Origin of the sequence: Pseudomonas sp. S34 (assembly GCF_009866745.1) — a bacterium.
Taxonomy (GTDB): Bacteria; Pseudomonadota; Gammaproteobacteria; order Pseudomonadales; family Pseudomonadaceae; genus Aquipseudomonas; species Aquipseudomonas jessenii.
Window position 1 is genome coordinate 81,885 of the sequence record NZ_CP019398.1, and the last position, 18,291, is coordinate 100,175.

23 protein-coding genes are annotated in these 18,291 nt (G+C 58.7%); 10 read left to right on the plus strand and 13 right to left on the minus strand.

All coding sequences use genetic code 11. From position 1 onward, the window contains the following. Positions 1-5: 5 nt before the first annotated feature. Positions 6-1,352, minus strand: coding sequence for a sigma-54-dependent response regulator transcription factor AlgB (gene algB, locus PspS34_RS00405; protein WP_057712588.1), 1,347 nt, complete (start codon positions 1,350-1,352; stop codon positions 6-8). 438 nt (positions 1,353-1,790) lie between these two features. On the opposite strand from algB, the gene PspS34_RS00410 reads away from it, so the two are divergent. The 4 genes from PspS34_RS00410 (at position 1,791) to PspS34_RS00425 (ending at position 5,902) form a co-directional block, all read left to right on the plus strand. Then, positions 1,791-2,078, plus strand: a complete 288-nt coding sequence (locus PspS34_RS00410; RefSeq protein WP_102669537.1) for a hypothetical protein — start codon at positions 1,791-1,793, stop codon at positions 2,076-2,078. Between the two features lie 72 nt (positions 2,079-2,150). Next, entirely contained in the window at positions 2,151-2,315 is a 165-nt protein-coding gene (locus PspS34_RS00415) for a DUF1328 domain-containing protein (protein WP_003177151.1), read from the plus strand. A gap of 836 nt (positions 2,316-3,151) precedes the next feature. After that, positions 3,152-4,483: a glutamate/aspartate:proton symporter GltP gene (gene gltP, locus PspS34_RS00420; protein WP_154860824.1), complete on the plus strand. Its 1,332-nt coding sequence runs from the start codon at positions 3,152-3,154 to the stop codon at positions 4,481-4,483. A 189-nt stretch (positions 4,484-4,672) separates the two neighbouring features. After that, positions 4,673-5,902, plus strand: coding sequence for a spore maturation protein (locus tag PspS34_RS00425; protein ID WP_057712585.1), 1,230 nt, complete (start codon positions 4,673-4,675; stop codon positions 5,900-5,902). Here the strand turns inward: PspS34_RS00425 and PspS34_RS00430 are convergent. Then, positions 5,884-6,981 carry an aminopeptidase gene (locus PspS34_RS00430; RefSeq protein WP_150812636.1) on the minus strand — a complete coding sequence of 366 codons (1,098 nt, stop codon included), beginning with the start codon at positions 6,979-6,981 and terminating at the stop codon, positions 5,884-5,886. The two genes, PspS34_RS00425 and PspS34_RS00430, sit on opposite strands and share 19 nt — an antisense overlap. Positions 6,982-7,040: 59 nt before the next feature. Here PspS34_RS00430 and PspS34_RS00435 point away from each other — a divergent pair, with 59 nt between their 5' ends. Continuing rightward, positions 7,041-7,463, plus strand: coding sequence for a hypothetical protein (locus tag PspS34_RS00435; RefSeq protein WP_090452343.1), 423 nt, complete (start codon positions 7,041-7,043; stop codon positions 7,461-7,463). A gap of 40 nt (positions 7,464-7,503) precedes the next feature. Further along, on the plus strand, positions 7,504-7,923 hold the full coding sequence (locus PspS34_RS00440) for a hypothetical protein (RefSeq protein WP_057712582.1): 420 nt from the start codon (positions 7,504-7,506) through the stop codon (positions 7,921-7,923). 4 nt (positions 7,924-7,927) lie between these two features. Here PspS34_RS00440 and PspS34_RS00445 read toward each other — a convergent pair whose 3' ends face one another. Continuing rightward, positions 7,928-8,161, minus strand: coding sequence for a DUF1161 domain-containing protein (locus PspS34_RS00445; protein ID WP_057712581.1), 234 nt, complete (start codon positions 8,159-8,161; stop codon positions 7,928-7,930). 179 nt (positions 8,162-8,340) lie between these two features. Next, positions 8,341-8,772: an OsmC family protein gene (locus PspS34_RS00450; protein ID WP_090452349.1), complete on the minus strand. Its 432-nt coding sequence runs from the start codon at positions 8,770-8,772 to the stop codon at positions 8,341-8,343. Between the two features lie 239 nt (positions 8,773-9,011). Here PspS34_RS00450 and PspS34_RS00455 point away from each other — a divergent pair, with 239 nt between their 5' ends. Next, a complete protein-coding gene (locus tag PspS34_RS00455; RefSeq protein WP_150812635.1) occupies positions 9,012-10,013 on the plus strand; it encodes an LLM class flavin-dependent oxidoreductase in 1,002 nt (333 codons plus the stop codon). Positions 10,014-10,079: 66 nt separating this feature from the next. Here PspS34_RS00455 and PspS34_RS00460 read toward each other — a convergent pair whose 3' ends face one another. Continuing rightward, positions 10,080-10,301: a DUF1161 domain-containing protein gene (locus PspS34_RS00460; RefSeq protein ID WP_008045869.1), complete on the minus strand. Its 222-nt coding sequence runs from the start codon at positions 10,299-10,301 to the stop codon at positions 10,080-10,082. Between the two features lie 121 nt (positions 10,302-10,422). Then, positions 10,423-10,638, minus strand: a complete 216-nt coding sequence (locus PspS34_RS00465; RefSeq protein WP_057712579.1) for a dodecin — start codon at positions 10,636-10,638, stop codon at positions 10,423-10,425. A gap of 157 nt (positions 10,639-10,795) precedes the next feature. Here PspS34_RS00465 and PspS34_RS00470 point away from each other — a divergent pair, with 157 nt between their 5' ends. Further along, on the plus strand, positions 10,796-11,119 hold the full coding sequence (locus tag PspS34_RS00470; protein WP_057712578.1) for a DUF883 family protein: 324 nt from the start codon (positions 10,796-10,798) through the stop codon (positions 11,117-11,119). Here PspS34_RS00470 and PspS34_RS00475 read toward each other — a convergent pair. Then, the gene (locus tag PspS34_RS00475; RefSeq protein ID WP_102669545.1) at positions 11,116-12,009 is read right to left on the minus strand and encodes a LysR family transcriptional regulator; all 894 of its coding nucleotides are present in this window, start codon (positions 12,007-12,009) and stop codon (positions 11,116-11,118) included. The genes PspS34_RS00470 and PspS34_RS00475 overlap by 4 nt on opposite strands. Positions 12,010-12,133: 124 nt before the next feature. On the opposite strand from PspS34_RS00475, the gene trpB reads away from it, so the two are divergent. Together trpB and trpA are read left to right on the plus strand one after the other, a co-directional pair. Then, positions 12,134-13,354 (plus strand): tryptophan synthase subunit beta, encoded by a 1,221-nt coding sequence (gene trpB, locus PspS34_RS00480; RefSeq protein WP_008002146.1) that lies wholly within the window; start codon positions 12,134-12,136, stop codon positions 13,352-13,354. After that, positions 13,354-14,166, plus strand: a complete 813-nt coding sequence (gene trpA, locus PspS34_RS00485; RefSeq protein ID WP_015092933.1) for a tryptophan synthase subunit alpha — start codon at positions 13,354-13,356, stop codon at positions 14,164-14,166. Before trpB ends, trpA begins: the two co-directional genes overlap by 1 nt. Before the next feature lie 152 nt (positions 14,167-14,318). On the opposite strand, the gene PspS34_RS00490 is transcribed toward trpA, so the two are convergent. The 6 genes from PspS34_RS00490 to PspS34_RS00515 all read right to left on the minus strand — a co-directional run bounded on the left by PspS34_RS00490 (position 14,319) and on the right by PspS34_RS00515 (position 18,198). After that, positions 14,319-16,280: a DUF4105 domain-containing protein gene (locus tag PspS34_RS00490; RefSeq protein WP_154860823.1), complete on the minus strand. Its 1,962-nt coding sequence runs from the start codon at positions 16,278-16,280 to the stop codon at positions 14,319-14,321. Beyond that, entirely contained in the window at positions 16,277-16,597 is a 321-nt protein-coding gene (locus tag PspS34_RS00495) for a DUF2388 domain-containing protein (RefSeq protein ID WP_057712574.1), read from the minus strand. The genes PspS34_RS00490 and PspS34_RS00495 overlap by 4 nt, the downstream gene beginning before the upstream one ends. A gap of 28 nt (positions 16,598-16,625) precedes the next feature. Then, positions 16,626-16,943 (minus strand): DUF2388 domain-containing protein, encoded by a 318-nt coding sequence (locus PspS34_RS00500; RefSeq protein WP_154860822.1) that lies wholly within the window; start codon positions 16,941-16,943, stop codon positions 16,626-16,628. 109 nt (positions 16,944-17,052) lie between these two features. Next, the gene (locus tag PspS34_RS00505; RefSeq protein WP_057712572.1) at positions 17,053-17,373 is read right to left on the minus strand and encodes a DUF2388 domain-containing protein; all 321 of its coding nucleotides are present in this window, start codon (positions 17,371-17,373) and stop codon (positions 17,053-17,055) included. 142 nt (positions 17,374-17,515) lie between these two features. Then, positions 17,516-17,725: a DUF1127 domain-containing protein gene (locus PspS34_RS00510; protein WP_150812630.1), complete on the minus strand. Its 210-nt coding sequence runs from the start codon at positions 17,723-17,725 to the stop codon at positions 17,516-17,518. A gap of 257 nt (positions 17,726-17,982) precedes the next feature. Further along, a complete protein-coding gene (locus PspS34_RS00515; RefSeq protein ID WP_008018491.1) occupies positions 17,983-18,198 on the minus strand; it encodes a DUF1127 domain-containing protein in 216 nt (71 codons plus the stop codon). Positions 18,199-18,291: the final 93 nt, after the last annotated feature.

Consider the following 18,291-nt stretch of genomic DNA (forward strand, 5'->3'; position numbering starts at 1 on the left):
ATTGCTCACAAGTTGTACTGCTTGCGTTTGCGGTACAGCGTCGAGGCATCGATGCCCAGGGTTTTCGCCGCTTGATCCAGGGTATCGGCGGTGGCGAGGACCGCGCCGATGTGGGCCTTCTCCAGCTCATCCAGGCTCAGTGCCGCGCCGATGCGCGGTGCATTGTTGACCGGGGTTTCAGCCATGCCCAGATGACTGATCTCGACCCGCTCCTGCGGACAGATGATGCTCGCCCGTTCGATCACGTTGCGCAGTTCACGGATGTTGCCCGGCCAGCGATAGCCCAGCAGTGCTTCCCGGGCCTCGTCGCTGAAGACGCGCGCGGGACGGGCGTACTCCTTGACGAAGCGCGCCAGGAAACGGTCGGCCAGGTTGAGAATATCTTCGCGGCGTTCGCGTAGCGGTGGCAGGTGCAAGGTAATGACATTCAGGCGATAGAGCAGGTCTTCACGGAAACGACCGTCGCGCACCATGTCCTCAAGGTTGAGGTTGGTGGCCGCAAGGATGCGCACATCGGCACGGCGGGTCACCGGATCACCGACGCGCTCATATTCCTTGTCCTGAATAAAACGCAGCAACTTCGGCTGCAATGTCAGGGGAAAGTCGCCGATCTCGTCGAGAAACAGCGTTCCGCCGTCAGCTTGGTTGACTCGGCCCAAGGTGCTTTCGCTGGCGCCGGTGAAGGCGCCGCGGCTGTGGCCGAAGAGTTCGCTTTCCATGAGCTCGGCGGTCAGCGACGGGCAGTTGATCGTGACGCAGGATTTCTTCGCGCGTTTGCTCCAGCCGTGAATGGCTTGGGACAGTTCGCCCTTGCCGGTACCGGATTCACCCAGAATCAGGATATTGGCATCGGTCGTGGCAACCTGGCGGGCGGTTTCGAGTACCACTTTCATGGCCGGGCTGTGGGAGTCCAGACCATCCATGGGCTTGCGTACCTCGCCTTCCAGGGCTTCCAGTCGCGCCGACAATTGCCGCACTTCCAGTTGCTTGGCGGTTGCCAGCCGCAATTGATCAGGGCTGCACGGTTTGACCAGATAGTCGGCGGCGCCAGCCTGAATCGCATCCACCGCCGTGTCGACGGCAGAGTGCGCAGTGACGATCACCACCCGCATCCAGGGCGCCTGGATACGCATCTGGGCCAGCACATCGAGGCCGTTGTCTTCACCCAGGCGCAAGTCGAGGAAGCACAGGTCGAAGACCTGTCGTTGCAACAGGGCTTCTGCCTGCGCGGCGCTGGTGGCGGTGGCCACGCTGTAGCCTTCGTCTTCAAGGCAATAACGGAAAGTACGCAGGATGGCGGATTCGTCATCCACCAGCAGAATGCGGCCTTGATGCTCAGTGGCGGATTCCATTTTCCTACGCTCCTTAATGAATGATCTTAATTTAGTCCCGGAGAAATCGGGCAAGTTGCATGATTGATTCTGAGCCATTCCTGTCATGGCAGGGTAGCTCTCATCCAATGCATTGGTTAGCCACCTGATTTTGCGGGTCCTTTAATAGATACCCGGTTTCTGACAGCGGCCAGCGTGAATTTCTGACCTGCGCACCCTCCTCTCAATTCAAAAAATTTACGCCTTCCCTCAAACCAGTCGTGCAATACGCACGATTGCACAAGGGACATCGTGCAGGATGCGCGCGAAGTGGTTTCTTTGTAGTTAATAACATATTGATATTAAAGGAAATTAGTTCTAATCAAAGCTGGCATGCGCTCTGCAATCTTCTGGTTAACCAAGGCATTCAAAAACAAGCGCCCGCTATCGAATACCGCCCCCAGTGGCAGGAGATCCAGGATGAACCGTCAACGTGTCGCCAACCTGCACCTCTCGCCTGTGTATATCCAGCAAGGACTGTTTGCGGTTCTGGCGCTGTTGATCACCCTGATCGGCGGCCAGCAGTTTCTGCGCTGGGAGCAGAGCCGGCAGCCGGAAGTGCCATTCCTGTCGATTCCGCATCCGGTCCAAACCCATTTCAGCGCTGTCAGCAGCAGTCAGGCCGATAGCCCACCGATGCGCATGATGGATGTCGACCAGGCCGGGCCTGTGGGTGAGATACGTCATCAAGAGCGTTGGGTGTTCTAGGCAAAACTTCCGCCGCACCCCATGCGCCGGGAAAACGCAGCACCTCTAAACACAAGCGTAAGGAGAATCACCATGTTGAGCTGGGCAATCACATTCCTGATCATTGCCATCATCGCCGCGGTACTGGGCTTCGGTGGTATCGCGGGCACCGCCACGGGTATCGCCAAGATTCTGTTTGTCGTGTTCCTGGTGATGTTCATTGCCTCCTTCTTCTTTGGCCGTCGCGGTCGAGGCTGATATGAGAGCGTTGTTCAAGACACTGGCAGCCGCCCTGCTGTTGGGCGGTAGTGCCATGGCATGCGGGCTGGCGTTTTCCCGACATGCCTGAGGCCCATTCAGGGCCTGCCGATAGAACAGAATTTGTACACGAAGGAGGCCAGCGCCTCTTTCTACCTGCGCCACCTGAGGAAGGCCGGCGCATGACCAAGGGGTCGGGACGTTCTGCCTGTTTCAGGGGCGGAGTGACCTACGGGTACAGGGAGTACCTGCGCAAGGGCCGGGTCAGGAAAAGCTGCTGCGCAAGTTCGTCGGACCGCCAAGGCTCGACGGACTTGCCAAGGGCTTGATCAAGCAACACATTGAAATAGAGCGCTCGTCTCGATTTCATCAGTGTTATCCCGTCCTTGTCCGTGTTACGTCGGAAAATACTTTTCCCGGTGTTTCATCTGCGACCGTATATCGAGAAAAATCACCTTTCTTTGGCCGCGATTTTTCCCTTCGTCCTGCGCGATTTTGCTGAAAAATCAACGCTCGGCCACTGCTCGAAAAATACTCAATCTGCTCTGTGATGGCCGGTTCACGGCACTTATACCTGCCGAAATGTCGTATTCGAACCGGTTGGGACGCGCGTTTCGGTAAAAAAACCTCATGCCGATTCGGCATAGGGTAGGCGTTTACGGCATTAGACGGCGCTTCCTTGCATCGGAATAGTTGCGCCTTTTTTCGCCTGCCAGAGAGCCGTAAACACGCGTTCCGGGGCACCTTATACGGGGGGCAGATGCACTGGACTTTTTCGCCACAAGCGTTCCAGTTCGCGCATCTCCCTGAGTCAAACAACAAGTAAGGGTAAAGATATGAAGAAGGCAAAGCTTAGCCTCGCCTGGCAGATCCTCATCGGTCTGGTATTGGGGATTGCAATCGGTGCGCTGCTCAACCATTTCAGTGCCGAAAAAGCCTGGTGGATCAGCAACGTCCTGCAACCGGCAGGCGATATCTTTATCCGTCTGATCAAGATGATCGTGATCCCGATCGTCATTTCCTCTTTGATCGTCGGCATTGCCGGCGTCGGTGACGCCAAGAAGCTGGGGCGCATCGGCTTCAAGACCATCATCTACTTCGAAATCGTCACCACCATCGCCATCGTGGTCGGTCTGCTGCTGGCCAACCTGTTCCATCCGGGTGCCGGCATCGACATGAGCACCCTGGGCACTGTGGACATTTCCAAGTACCAGGCCACGGCGGCCGAGGTTCAGCATGAACATGCGTTCATCGAAACCATCCTCAACCTGATCCCGTCGAACATCTTTGCGGCCATGGTTCGCGGCGAAATGCTGCCGATCATCTTCTTCTCTGTATTGTTCGGTCTCGGTTTGTCGAGCCTGCAGGCGGACCTTCGCGAGCCGCTGGTGAAGATGTTCCAGGGCGTATCGGAAAGCATGTTCAAGGTCACTCACATGATCATGAACTACGCCCCGATCGGCGTGTTCGCACTGATCGCGGTGACCGTTGCCAACTTCGGCTTCGCGTCGCTGATACCGCTGGCCAAACTGGTGATCCTGGTTTACGTCGCCATCGCCTTCTTCGCTTTCGTGATCCTGGGCCTGATCGCTCGCCTGTTCGGCTTCTCGGTGATCAAGCTGATGCGCATCTTCAAGGATGAGCTGGTACTGGCCTACTCCACCGCGAGCTCCGAAACCGTGCTGCCGCGCGTGATTGAGAAGATGGAAGCCTACGGCGCGCCGAAAGCCATTTGCAGTTTCGTGGTGCCGACCGGTTATTCGTTCAACCTCGACGGTTCGACCCTGTACCAAAGCATCGCGGCGATCTTCATTGCCCAGCTGTATGGCATCGACCTGTCGATCAGCCAGCAACTGCTGCTGGTACTGACGTTGATGGTCACCTCCAAAGGCATCGCCGGCGTACCGGGCGTGTCCTTCGTGGTACTGCTGGCCACCCTGGGCAGCGTCGGTATTCCACTGGAAGGCCTGGCGTTCATCGCTGGTGTCGACCGCGTCATGGACATGGCTCGTACCGCACTGAACGTGATCGGCAACGCCCTGGCCGTTCTGGTTATCGCTCGTTGGGAAGGCATGTACGACGACGCCAAGGGCCTGCGCTACTGGAACTCCCTGCCGCACTGGCGCAGCAAGGAAAAACTGCCGGCGGGTGAAACCTCCAGCAATTGATGCAAAACCTGTGGGAGCGAGCTTGCTCGCGATGGTGGCAGGAGCACCGGGCTTATCCAGAATGCCCGCATCATCATTGACGTCCATCGCGAGCAAGCTCGCTCCTACAACAAACCCCGGAGAAATCCGGGGTTTGTCGTTTCTGGCTACCCCGCTATCATTCGCGGATCTTTTGGGGGGATTTGACTGATGCTCAATGGCCTGTGGCTTGGCTTCTTCATCGTGGCAGCTGTATCGGCGCTGGCCCAGTGGCTGATCGGTGGCAACGCCGGGATATTCGCGGCGATGGTGGAAAGCATTTTTGCCATGGCCAAGCTGTCGGTCGAAGTCATGGTGCTGCTGTTCGGCACCCTGACCCTCTGGCTGGGTTTTCTGCGCATTGCCGAGAAAGCCGGGATCGTCGAATGGCTGGCAAGGGCCCTGGGGCCACTGTTTTTGCGCCTGATGCCTGAAGTCCCGCCGGGTCATCCAGCCATCGGCCTGATCACCCTTAACTTCGCGGCCAACGGCCTGGGCCTGGACAACGCCGCCACACCGATCGGCCTCAAGGCCATGAAGGCACTGCAGGAGCTCAATCCCAGCGCTACCGTCGCCAGCAATGCACAGATCCTGTTCCTGGTGCTCAACGCCTCCTCGCTGACCCTGCTGCCGGTGACCATCTTCATGTATCGCGCCCAGCAAGGTGCGCCGGACCCGACGCTAGTGTTCCTGCCGATCCTGCTGGCGACCAGTTGCTCGACCATTGTCGGCTTCCTGTCGGTGGCGTTCATGCAGCGCCTGCGCGTCTGGGACCCCGTGGTGCTGGCCTACCTGATCCCCGGCGCCCTCGCCCTCGGTGGCTTCATGGCGTTGCTGGCGACCCTTTCGGCGACCGCTCTGGCCGGCCTGTCATCGATCCTCGGCAACTTGACGCTGTTTGGCCTGATCATGCTGTTTTTAGTGATCGGCGCGCTGCGCCAAGTGAAGGTCTACGAGGCCTTCGTTGAAGGTGCCAAAGAGGGTTTCGATGTCGCCAAAAACTTGCTGCCCTACCTGGTGGCGATGCTCTGCGCGGTGGGTGTCCTGCGGGCATCCGGGGCACTGGACTTCGGTCTGGACGGGATCCGTCATCTGGTGGAATGGGCCGGTTGGGACACGCGTTTCGTCGATGCGCTGCCGACGGCGATGGTCAAACCCTTCTCGGGAAGCGCCGCCCGGGCGATGCTGATTGAAACCATGAAGACCTCGGGCGTGGACAGCTTCCCGGCGCTGGTGGCAGCAACAATCCAGGGCAGTACCGAAACGACGTTCTATGTGCTGGCGGTGTACTTCGGTGCCGTGGGCATCCAGCGCGCACGCCATGCGGTTGGCTGCGCATTGCTGGCAGAGCTTGCCGGGGTGCTGGGTGCTATCGGGGTTTGCTACTGGTTCTTTGGTTGATCGGCCCCGCCAGCCAACACTTTCAGCGCGGCCTTGCGCTCGCCCGTCGGCAAGGCGCCGAGCTTTTCCACGGCGGTGTAAAATCTGAGCCAGTCGCCACCCTCCTGATGGAACAGCGCGGCAAAAGCCGGCACCCATTGGTCGTACAAACCAAACGGCAATAACCGGGCGTTGTTCATGGGGGCATGAATCCACGCGTCGTAGCGTTTGTCTGCGGCCCACTGACTGTCACGCAACTGCCGGTATTCGCTGCGCAAGCGTTCGAACTCGGCCGCCTTGCGCTGGCGCATCTGTTCGGTTGGCAACGGCAAGGTGTAGAGCTTTTCCAGTCGGGTGCGGGTCTTGAGTACCAGCTCAGTGAACTGGTCGCGCTGACGTGCCTGCGCATTGTTATCCGGTGGCATGTGGCGGTAGGCGCGCCATTGGCGAGTACCTTCCTGCTCGACGAAGGTGGCGAAGGATTCGTTGAACTCCGTGTCGTCCTTCACATAGAAACGCTGATGGGCGAGCTCGTGAAAGATCAGCGTGGCCAGTCGCTCATCCCCCCAGCCCATCATCGAACTGATGATCGGGTCGTTGAACCAGCCAAGTGTCGAATAGGCCTCGACGCCGCCAATCGACACGTCCATGCCTTGCAAGCGTTGCAAGGCCGCTTCGCCGCGGGCTGCGCTCTGGCTGTAGTAACCGCGATAAGCCACACAACCGGCGATGGGGAAGCAGTGGTTTACGGGCTTGAGGGAAAATTCCGGTGTGGCGAAGACATTCCAGACGACGAAGGGGCGCCCAATGTCCGCGTACAGGCGGTAGCTCTGGTTGTCCGGCAGGTGCAATTGCTGGCTGGCGAAGGTTCGGGCCTTTTGCGATTGCTCCAGGTGTGTACGCAGTTTTTGATCGCGCGCCGGGTCGGCAATCACGCTGGAAACAGGCTCCCTCGCCCGCAGCAACTGCAGTTGGCCGCTGGCCAGTTGGCTGTAATAGCTGGTGCTGGTGCAGCCGTTGAGCAACAAAAACAGCAGGCTCGGAAACAAAACGCGAAAAACGCGATCAAGTAACCCAAGGCTAGGAAGCGGCCTGATCACAATAATTCTTCCTTGGAGAGTCTTTCCACAAGACTATCCCGCCAGACTGGAGCTCCGCTATGCGCATGTTGATACTGTCAGGAGGCCTGCTGATGCTGGCCGGCTGTGCTGGTTTCGGAATACCCCGCCATGATCCTGCGCAAGCCTGGATCGACCTTGATTCGAAGCAGGAAGATACGGCGCTGCAGGCGCTGGAGGTCGATGACAAAATCACTGACGATAAACGCTATTTCCAGGTTCATCCCGGTAGCCATGAGTTGACGGTCCGCTACCAATTCGCAGTCCAGCCCACCAATATCGGCCCGGACGCCGAGCCGTTGTGGCGCGATTGTCAGTTGAGCGTGAAATTCAGCGACTTCAACGCGGGTGAGCGTTATCAACTACAGGCGGGGAACATCGGTTTTCGGCCTTGGGCGAAACTCTACGATCAACAGCGCAAAGTGATTGGCCAAGGCACACCGGCAGGCTGTCAACACACCTGATCGGCGTTATGCTGGATGCATATCCCTTGGGACATCCATCATGCGCAGGTTGATGCTGTTACTCGCCGTCGGTGTTGTCGCGGGCTGCCAAAGCCCGATGCCGACACCCAATCCACAGATGGCCTGGGTCGAATTCTCGACGCCCTTCCCTAACGACAAGTTGTTGATGGCCGAACGACTGGATAAACAACGCCTGCGCGACGGGCGTTTTTTCGAGGTCACGCCGGGAAGCCATGAACTGATCGTGCGTTTCGACTTTGAAGTACCCGGTGGCGGATTGGGGATGATGGGAGGCCCCTCGGAACGGCTGTGCTACCTGACCATCAATTACGATCATTTCGAAGCCGGTCAGCGTTATGTGCTCGAAGGCCGCTCCATCGCCTTTACCCCCGGTGCCCGGCTGTACAATGCCAAGCGCGAAATCGTTGCTGAAGACCGGGAATCCTACTGCCTGATGTGAGCCGTCAGCGGTCGTTTTTCTGGTAGATGATTTTCTTGGTGCCGTTTTCGCACGAGCCCACAACCATGTTCTGGTCATGGACCTCGTCGTTGGTGACGATTTCAAGCGTGTAGGAGGATACGCCGCTGGCCTGGATCTTGGCTTCGATCTCGGCCTTGAGCTCTTCGCAGGGTTTCGGTGCCGCCAAGGCCGAAGTGGCCAGTGCGCAACAGATAACCGCCAAGGCAAAACGTTTCATGGTTGAAGCTCCTTTGAGGCAGCACGCACAATCGTGGTTTTCGCTGCTGTCATTTATTCGACCACAGTTTTAGCGGGCGAGTCTGTCGCGACGCAAAAAAGATCGCAGCCTTGAGCACCTTTTGCCAAATAATCCCGGCAGGTTGCGCAAGGCTGCGATCTTTTCGTTTCAATTAAAATCTAGCCGACCAATGTTGCCTCCAGGCTGATCTTCGCATTCAACACTTTGGATACCGGGCAACCCTCTTTGGCCTTGTTGCTGAGTTCTTCGAACTGCGCCTGCGTCGCCCCGGGGATTTTCGCTTTCAGAATCAATTTCACTGCGGTGATCGCAAAACCGCCGTCCACTTGATCCAGAGTGACTTCTGCCTGGGTGTCGATGCTATCGGCCTTCAGGCCGGCATCACCGAGAATCATGGAAAACGCCATGGAGAAACAGCCGGCGTGGGCCGCGCCGATCAACTCTTCCGGGTTGGTGCCCCGGCCGCCCTCGAAGCGCGCCTTGAAGCCATAGGGAGCTTCCCGGAGCACGCCGGTTTCTGTGGAAATCGAGCCGATGCCGGTTTTCAGATCACCTTCCCAATGGGCCGATGCTTTCTTAACGATAGCCATGCCTGTCACCTCAAGATTGGCGCGAAACGTCGCGCCTTCGTGGTTTTCACTTGCCAGGGTTGTGAGGATAGACAGTGGCGCAAAGTTCATCACGTCCGATCAATCTGCTTTTTTCGCGGGATTTTTTACCGGGCTATTGAAACTCGGGTATATGCCCACATTGCATGAATACGCTTTTGGATTCGGCAGGTTTGCGTTCGCAAGAACAAACCTGCGCCCTCAATTGGAGAAGCAGGTTTATGAAACGACTGTCCGATATCAAGTTCTCGACCCTCGATCTGGTGCCCGTGCGCGAGAACGGCAGCGCGGCCCAATCGCTGCGCAACTCGCTGGACCTGGCGCAGCATGTCGAGAAGTTCGGTTACAACCGCTTCTGGGTGGCTGAGCACCACAACATGGATGGCATCGCCAGTTCCGCGACTTCGGTGCTACTTGGGTACCTGGCCGGTGGCACGTCGACCATTCGAGTCGGTTCGGGCGGGGTAATGTTGCCCAACCACGCACCGTTGGTGATCGCCGAACAGTTCGGCACCCTGGAAAGCCTTTATCCGGGCCGGATCGATCTGGGCCTGGGGCGTGCCCCCGGTTCCGACCAGATGACCGCACGTGCGCTGCGCCGCGAACGCTCCGGCAGCGCCGACGATTTCCCGGAAGACGTGGCGGAACTGGTGCGCTACCTTGGGCCACGTACCCCGGACCAACGCATCATCGCCATGCCGGGGACCGGGACCAATGTGCCGGTCTGGTTGTTGGGATCGAGCCTGTTCAGTGCGCAACTGGCCGGTGAGCGCGGTTTGCCCTACGCCTTCGCATCGCATTTCGCACCGCGCTACATGCATGAAGCGATTCGGGTCTACCGCAATCACTTCAAGCCGTCAGCCGTTTTGGACAAGCCCTACGTGATGCTCGGCGTGCCATTGGTGGCAGCCGATACCGACGAGCAGGCCGATTTCCTGGCGACCTCGGTGTTTCAGCGGATTCTCGCCCTGATGCGTGGCCAAAGCCTGGTACAGCGTCCACCGGTGAAGACCATGGACGGCCTGTGGCTGCCCCATGAGAAAGATGCCGTGCACGACTTCCTTGGCCTGGCGATGATCGGCAGCCCGCAGAAAATCCGCGCCAAACTCGAGGTCCTGATCGAACAGACCCAGGCTGACGAGCTGATTTTCACCTGTGACCTGTACGAACATTCGGATCGCGTGCATTCCTACGAGTTGCTGGCGCAGGTCATGCGAGGCTGATACTCAAACGGCAGGCGTAAAAAAGCCGACACCGTGGTGTCGGCTTTTTTTCAGGCGGAATTCTGCCTACTTTTTATAGACGATCACTTTGGCACCCGCTTCGCATTTGCCAACAACTTTCCCGCCGGCAGCGGCACCTTTGTCGACAATCTCCAGCGAGTAACCGGAAACGCCCTTGGCATCAAGTTTCGCTGCGATTTCGGCTTTCAGTTCTTCGCATGGCTTGCCGCCCGCCAACGCGCTCCCCGCAAGGCTCAACAAACCTACTGCCAACATAAACTTCTTCATCGGTTGCATTCCCTGGTCGGATCATAGGGGTAACCAGCCGTCAGCCGGACGCACTCATGTAGTGCTTTGCCATTCCCTATGGCATTCGACCGGCGTGCAAGTTCAGAAGACTAGCCCAAAGTCAGCTGCTGGCAATCCGGAACCCGACTTTCAAGGTCACTTGAAAGTGCGCAGCCTTGCCGTCCCTTATGTGCCCACGGGTCTCGGTCACTTCAAACCATTCCATGTACTTGATGCTTTTGCTGGCTTCGGCCAGCGCGTTGTTGATCGCATCTTCGATACTGCTGGTGGACGAGCCGATCAGCTCGATTTTCTTGTAGGTGTGATGGTCAGACATGGCGTTCTCCTCGGCGTGTGAATTACAGACTAGCAGTGATTTTTCCTATTTCTTCTGTTGGTCGTTCTGAGGGTGAAGTTCAGATTTTCTGCACTTTCTCGAACCCATGAAGTCCCAACCAACACACGCCACTCATCACCAATGCAGGAGAGCCACCATGGCCAACACCTCGTTACGCAAAGCCTCATTGCAAAGCATGGAAGCCGAGATCGAGAGTCTGCTCAAGTCTTTGGAAAGCCTGAAGGACGACGCCTCGGACGAGTCGCGTAAAACCCTCAAGACCCTGAAAAGCAACGCCGAGAATGCGTTGAAACACTCGCGCCATTTGCTTGGCGATGCCTATGAAGAGGTCAAGGTCAAAACCCGTGAAACCGGGATTGCCACCCGGGACTACGCCCAGGAACATCCTTGGACAACAGCTGGTGTCGCCGTGGGTGCATTAGGCTTGCTGGCCGCTTATCTGTTGTGCAAGCGTGATTAATCCGCGCGACGCAGCTCGTTCTTGAGCCACTGCGCCAGTTGCCGGGCGCGCCCGTCCGCGGCGCGCTTGGGTAGCCACAACGCCAGTTGCGCCGGGGTTTCACTGAAGCCCCAAGGCGCAACCAGGCGGCCGGCCTTCAAGTCCTCCGTCACCAAGGGTTCGGGGGCAATTGCTACGCCCAGACCTGCGACGGCGGCTTCCAGCAAGTAATACAAATGTTCAAATCCCTGGCCGTACTTCAGCGCCCTGGCGTCGAGCCCGCGTGGTTGCGCCCAGTTCGGCCAGGCTTGCGGGCGTGACGTGGTGTGCAGCAAGGGTTCGTTCAGCAGTGCAGTTTCCGGCGCCTGCTTGAGCCGTTCATAGCCGGCGAACCGCGGGCTCATGACCGGGCCGATACGTTCGCTGGCCAGCTCAAAAACCTGCATGTCCGCCGGCCAGGGTGGCTCGGCAAATACGAGCAAGGCATCCAGCCCCGGTCTTCGCGGATCCAGATCGCCTTCTCCGGCCGACAGGTGCAAGCGCAAGTCCGGCAGGTCGGCATTGAGTCTCCCCAGTCTTGGGATAAACCAGCGCGCCAGCAGACTTCCAGAGCAACCGAGCACGAATGGCGCATCGGCGGAGCTTTGTGTGAGTTCGGCGCAAACGCTGCGCAGGCGCTCGAAGGCTTCGCTGCTGGCGTCACGCAGGCGCAACCCGGCATCTGTGAGTTTCAAGCCGCGACCGTCCTTGATGAACAGGCTTACGCCGAGGTGTTCTTCAAGTAACTTGAGTTGCCGACTGACTGCGCCGTGGGTGACGTGCAGCTGTTCGGCCGCCTGACTGACGCTGTTCAAGCGGGCGGTGGCTTCGAAGGCGCGAAGCGCGTTCAGCGGAGGAAGGTCATGGCTCATTTAATCTGTGAGTTTTCCTGACGGGTTGTGGCGATCTTATCGGTTTTCAGGCCGAGGCGTCAGGGGTAGAGTGAAGCCCACTATCTCTTTATGCATCACTTCATGCATTCAACTGGAGCGCCCCATGACCCAGACTAATCTGCGCAACGGCCCTGATGCCAACGGCCTGTTTGGCGCGTTCGGCGGCCGCTACGTTGCCGAAACCCTGATGCCGTTGATCCTCGACCTGGCCCGCGAATATGAGTTGGCCAAGGAAGATCCTGCATTCAAGGAAGAACTGGCCTACTTCCAGCGCGACTACGTCGGACGTCCAAGCCCGCTGTACTTCGCCGAGCGTCTGACCGAGTTCTGCGGCGGCGCGAAGATCTACCTCAAGCGTGAAGAGCTGAACCACACCGGCGCGCACAAGATCAACAACTGCATCGGCCAGATCCTGTTGGCGCGGCGCATGGGCAAGAAGCGCATCATCGCCGAGACTGGCGCCGGCATGCATGGTGTGGCCACGGCCACTGTTGCTGCGCGTTTCGGTCTGGATTGCGTGATCTACATGGGCACCACTGACATCGAGCGTCAGCAGGCCAACGTGTTCCGCATGAAGCTGCTGGGTGCCGAAGTGATCCCGGTGGTTGCCGGTACCGGCACGCTGAAAGACGCGATGAACGAAGCCCTGCGTGACTGGGTGACCAACGTCGACAGCACCTTCTACCTGATCGGTACCGTGGCCGGTCCACATCCTTACCCGGCGATGGTTCGCGACTTCCAGGCCGTGATCGGCAAGGAAACCCGCGAGCAGCTGCAAGCCCAGGAAGGTCGCCTGCCGGACAGCCTGGTGGCGTGCATCGGCGGTGGTTCCAACGCCATGGGCCTGTTCCACCCGTTCCTCGACGACAAGAGTGTCGAGATCATCGGCGTTGAAGCCGCCGGCTATGGCATCGAGACCGGCAAGCATGCGGCCAGTTTGAACGGCGGCGTACCCGGTGTGTTGCACGGCAACCGCACCTTCCTGCTGCAGGACGACGATGGCCAGATCATCGATGCCCACTCGATCTCCGCCGGCCTGGACTACCCGGGCATCGGCCCGGAACACGCCTGGTTGCATGACATCGGCCGAGTTCAGTACACCTCGGTGACCGACGACGAAGCCCTCGCTGCGTTCCACCAGTGCTGCCGCCTGGAAGGGATCATCCCTGCCCTGGAAAGCGCCCATGCCCTGGCTGAAGTATTCAAGCGCGCCCCGACCCTGCCAAAGGATCACCTGATGGTGGTCAACCTGTCCGGCCGTGGCGATAAAGACATGCAGACCGTGATGCACCACATGGAACAATCAAAGCAGGAGAAACACTGATGAGCCGCCTGCAAACGCGTTTTGCCGAACTCAAGGAACAGAACCGTGCCGCTCTGGTGACCTTCGTGACAGCCGGCGACCCGGGCTATGACACGTCCCTGGCTATCCTCAAGGGCTTGCCGGCGGCTGGCGCCGATGTGATCGAACTGGGCATGCCCTTCACCGATCCGATGGCTGACGGCCCGGCAATCCAGCTCGCCAACATCCGTGCGTTGGGTGCCAAGCAGAATCTGGCGAAAACTCTGCAAATGGTTCGCGAGTTCCGCCAGGACAACAACGAAACACCGCTGGTGCTGATGGGGTACTTCAACCCGATCCACATGTACGGCGTACCGCGCTTCATCGCCGAAGCCAAGGAAGCCGGCGTTGACGGCCTGATCGTGGTCGACCTGCCGCCAGAGCATAACGGCGAACTGTGCGACCCGGCGCAGGCCGCGGGCCTGGACTTCATTCGCCTGACCACGCCAACCACCGACGATGTGCGCCTGCCGACCGTTCTCAACGGCAGCTCCGGCTTCGTCTACTACGTATCGGTGGCCGGTGTGACCGGCGCCGGCGCTGCCACGCTGGAACACGTCGAGGAAGCGGTCGCCCGTCTGCGTCGCCATACCGACCTGCCGATCAGCATCGGTTTCGGTATCCGGACTCCGGAACAGGCGGCGTCCATCGCGCGTCTGGCCGACGGTGTTGTGGTGGGCTCGGCATTGATCGATCACATCGCCAATGCCACCTCCCCGGAACAAGCCGTGGATGGCGTGCTGAGCCTGTGCTCTGCGTTGGCCGAAGGCGTGCGTAAGGCCCGCGTCAGCTGAGGGTAAAGTGCCTGAGACAGTGGAATTAGAGCCGCGCGGCACAGGCTGAACAGCAAAAAGGGCTTCAGGACTGAGTTCTGAAGCCCTTTTGCTATGTGTGGCTAAACGCTGTGAATCTTGTGGGAGCGAGCTCGTTCCCACAGGTTGCGGTATCAAGGCAACTCTATCCCGCCTGATGCCTTGTGCAGTTTGCGCAGGTGTTCACCAATCTGCTTCACGTTGGCCTCGTTGGCGGCCATTTCGGCGGCGCGGCCCGGTTCAAGCAATGCCCTCACTTCCTTGTCCAGATCCCCGGACAGCGCCAGGAGCTGCTTCTGGCGCTGGCTGCTTTCCGATTCCAGATGCTCCCACTCGCTCGGTTGCGGCAGGCCATAACCCTTGGTGCCCAGCAGTTCTGCCGGCCGACTGAGGAAACCACTGTTGGCCAGAATGTCCTTGAGCGTCTCGTTGGCCTTGTCCATGCCGCCATTCTTTAGTTCTCGGGCGCCCAGATAGCGCTGCTTCACTTCATCCTGGGCCAGCAGCAACTGCTGACGGAAGCTGGCCTGTTCCAATAGCAGCAACGCCGCGCTGGTGCGCAAATCGGCCTGCTCGAACCATTGCCGACGCTCTGCCGCTTTCAATTCGAGCCAGTCTTCGACGGTTTCCTGTTTGATCGGCAAGTGCTTTTTCAGGATCTCGAACATCGCCTGATAACGCTCGCGGAAGGAGTCGAAACGATAACCCAGGCGCAAGGCTTCTCGTGGGTCGTCCAGCACACTGGCGTCCGCCAGTCCGCGGCCCTTCAGCACTTCGAGCAAACCGTTGGGCATGATGTTGTCGAGTCCCACCAATTGCGGGTTATTGGTGCCGCCACGCAGTAACTTCAGCTCTTCTACCGCGCAGTTGTTCGACAGGAAGAAGTAGTTGCCGTCGTAGCTCCAGTGCATCTCGGCGGCACGTCCGACCACGTCTTCAATCTCTCTGCGCGACAGGTTCAGGGGCACGGAGGCCAGGCTGCGCAATTCGGTCTTGGTGTATTCGTCGATGACCTGGGATAGCGGCAGGATAAACAGTCGCGACGGGTATTTACCGACCAGGCCATCCCAGCTCGACAGCTGCACGTCGCCGACGAAGGCGCGGTAAGACAGCACCAGATGCTGGTCCAGATCCAATCGGCAATCCGGTCCGCGTGGTCGGCCTGGCGCGCAGATCACCAGGCGCAACATGCTGTGACCCCAGCGGCTGAACAGGTTCTGGTTGGCCTCGGCCAGCAGATAGTCAACGGCATAGACTCGCTCCGGATCGACCTGGCCCAAAGGTGTCTTGGCGAAGTCGCTGCCGGCATTGAGGAACGCGAAGGTCTTGCTACAGGTGTCTTTGGCGGCAGGCGCCCAGCCGAAATGTTCCTGGTAGTAGCGATACAGCGAGGGACGGCGGCAGGCGTAGCTCGGGTCGAGGAGGAAATACTCCATGTTGACCGCGACGAACTCCTTTGGACTGCTGGTCTCGTAGATGTCCGGGCTGCGGGCAATCTGGCGATTGTGCTGTTCGCGTTCACCGCGACGGCCTACGTATTGCTGCCAGCCGGCGAGGTCGAGCAGACGCGGATCGTCACTGAGGGTAAAACGCCGATCGGACTGGCCCCGGCATTGGTCGGGAATGCCAACCAGCCCTGAGCTGTTGTTGCGCTGGGTGCAGCGCTGAATCAGCTTGCGTTCGGCATCCGGCCACAGGCGCGAGCGATCGTAGATGTGAGTCAGCTCGTGCACCACCGTGGCCAGCATTTCCCGGCGCACGGTGCCATGGGGGCGAAGGGTTTTCTTGGTCGCGGCGCTGCCATCGGTGAGGCTGGCCAGCAGGTTGCGGTTCAGATCGAGTTCGGACACCAGTGACGCCTGACCGTAGGCGTTGTCCGGCATGTCATCCGTCCAGTCGACGTCGATCCGTCGATCGAGTTGCTCGATAAAGCGTGGCGGCAGTGCCTGCATGGCTTCATCGAGCAACGCCTGGCTGGCTTGCTGTTGCGCGGGAGTCAGACCTTCGGTCTTGAGCTGTAATTGAAGGCCAGCGTGGGCCATGTTGCCGAGCAGCAACATGGCCCCGGCCAGCAGCCAGGCACCTTGACGCTTCACAGTGCGAGGATGGCTTCGGCGAGATCCTGGTCACTGGCGTCACGAGCTTCCGGCACACGGGTACGCAGTAAATCGAAGGCGGATTCCAGGTGAGCGCCACGAATGTCGCCATTGCTGGCAACGAAACTGGCGGCATCGTCCTGGGCTTCGCGCACGATTTTCGAATCGCGAATGGACGTGGTGGTGTCGGAGGTGAAATCGAGGGTGCGCTGGGTAGCACGGATCAGAATATTACTGGTGGCAACCAGAGTATGTGCCTGGGCCACATCGGCCAACAGCAGCAGACCTAAGGTGGCAGCAATCAGCGGGTTACGCATGGAATGACTCCAGAAAAAACAGGGATAACTATTGGACGAGAATTGCTTGTGCCAGTTCAAGGTCGTTGGCATGAAGTTTTGCCTGGGTTCGACGCAGATACCGCAAGGCCGACTCCAGTCGTGCGCCTCTCAGTTGGCCGTCACTGGCAAAGAATGCCGCGGCGTCATCATGGGCAGCGAGCAGCAGTTTATGGTCGAAGGGGGCGGAGGTCACCAAACTTGTGGCGTAACCGCTGGCGACGATGCCTTGGGTGGACAGGTTGAAGGCGTCATAAGCGTGGGCCGATCCGCAGTAACCAAGGGAAAGAAAGGCTGGAGCGATCAAGAAACTTGAAGGAAAACGCATGAGACTCGACAGTTGAAAGTGAGTCCCAAGGCTAGCGCAAGGCCCGTTCTAGAGCCAGCGCCGAAACATTGGGGCACGTCGGGCGTGCCCCCATGTCTTGTGCAGTCGTTTAGATCGTCAGGATCGCCTGCGCCAGTTGTGCGTCGGTTGCGTTCAGCTGTGGCGCCTGGCGGTGAATGTGGTCGATGGCGCTTTCCAGTTTCACTCCGCGAATGGAACCTTCGCTGGCGACGAAGCTGGCGGCGTCATCACGGGCCGCGAGGACGATCTTGTCATCCTTGAAGGACGACGATATGACGTCGGAGGTCGCATCGGATGTGGCTTTGAGCGCGTTAACTACAGCGTCGGTGGTCACGATGAAGCTGGTTGCGCTGGCATTGGCTGCCACGGCAAACAGGGCTGCAGCGCTGAGCAGGCGGAGACGGGACATGGGTAACTCCTTTGGGTAAACCAGTTGAAAAATGGCGCAGTGTCTGCAAAGTCAGACGCCAGGCGCTTGGCGCTCGCCACGTTCTGACTTGATATTAGGCCTGAGTGTGTCAGTTCGAACAGCCCGTCATGCAAACAGGCAGTCAGCGCCAGAACGGTTTATCCAATTCATTGATGCGCTCAGCGTGGCTGATGCCAAGATCCGATAGCTGACGATCATCGAGTTGAGCCAGTAAACGTCGTGTTCTCGCCCTTTCCAGGCTAGCGAAGAATCCAGTCAGCAGATCTCTGACCCAGTGCAAGAAAGGTCTTGATCGAATTGATGGGGTCGAAACATCCTGTAAAGAACTCATGGCGCGTTCCCTGTCCTGATAAGTGGAGGTTCCATGCTGACACCGGTCGAATATCCATTGCAGACACACTGCGACGATATTGTACTCATCCAGTTTGTAGTTTTTGCAAACTGTACTGGTTCTCAGGGTTCCCTACTGTAAAAGTGGATTTGACAGGCCAAAACGACAAAACCCGTCGTGGCTTCCCACGACGGGTTTTGTTTTTTCAATTCGGGTTGCTGGCGGTGGACCTTAAGGTCAGAGCCAGCGACGCTAACTTAGCGCCAGAACGGCTTGCTCAGCTCTTCGTAGCGTTGTGCTTCGCTAATCCCGGCATCAGCCAGCAGACGCGAATCCAGACGAGCCAGTTGATGGCGGCTGGTGATGCGGCGCTGCCACAGCATCAAGTTGGCGATAACGCGCAGAGGCAGGGAAGCCTGGGTTTTTGCAGCGGTGTCTTCGAAGAACAGTTCGGAACTGAGTGTACGTTCCATGGTTTTCATCCTTCCGCTTATGGCGGGATTAGGTAGTGGCTTAACTGGTGCCCATGATCCTCTCGTTTGCCTAGTCTCTGTAGATACAGTTCA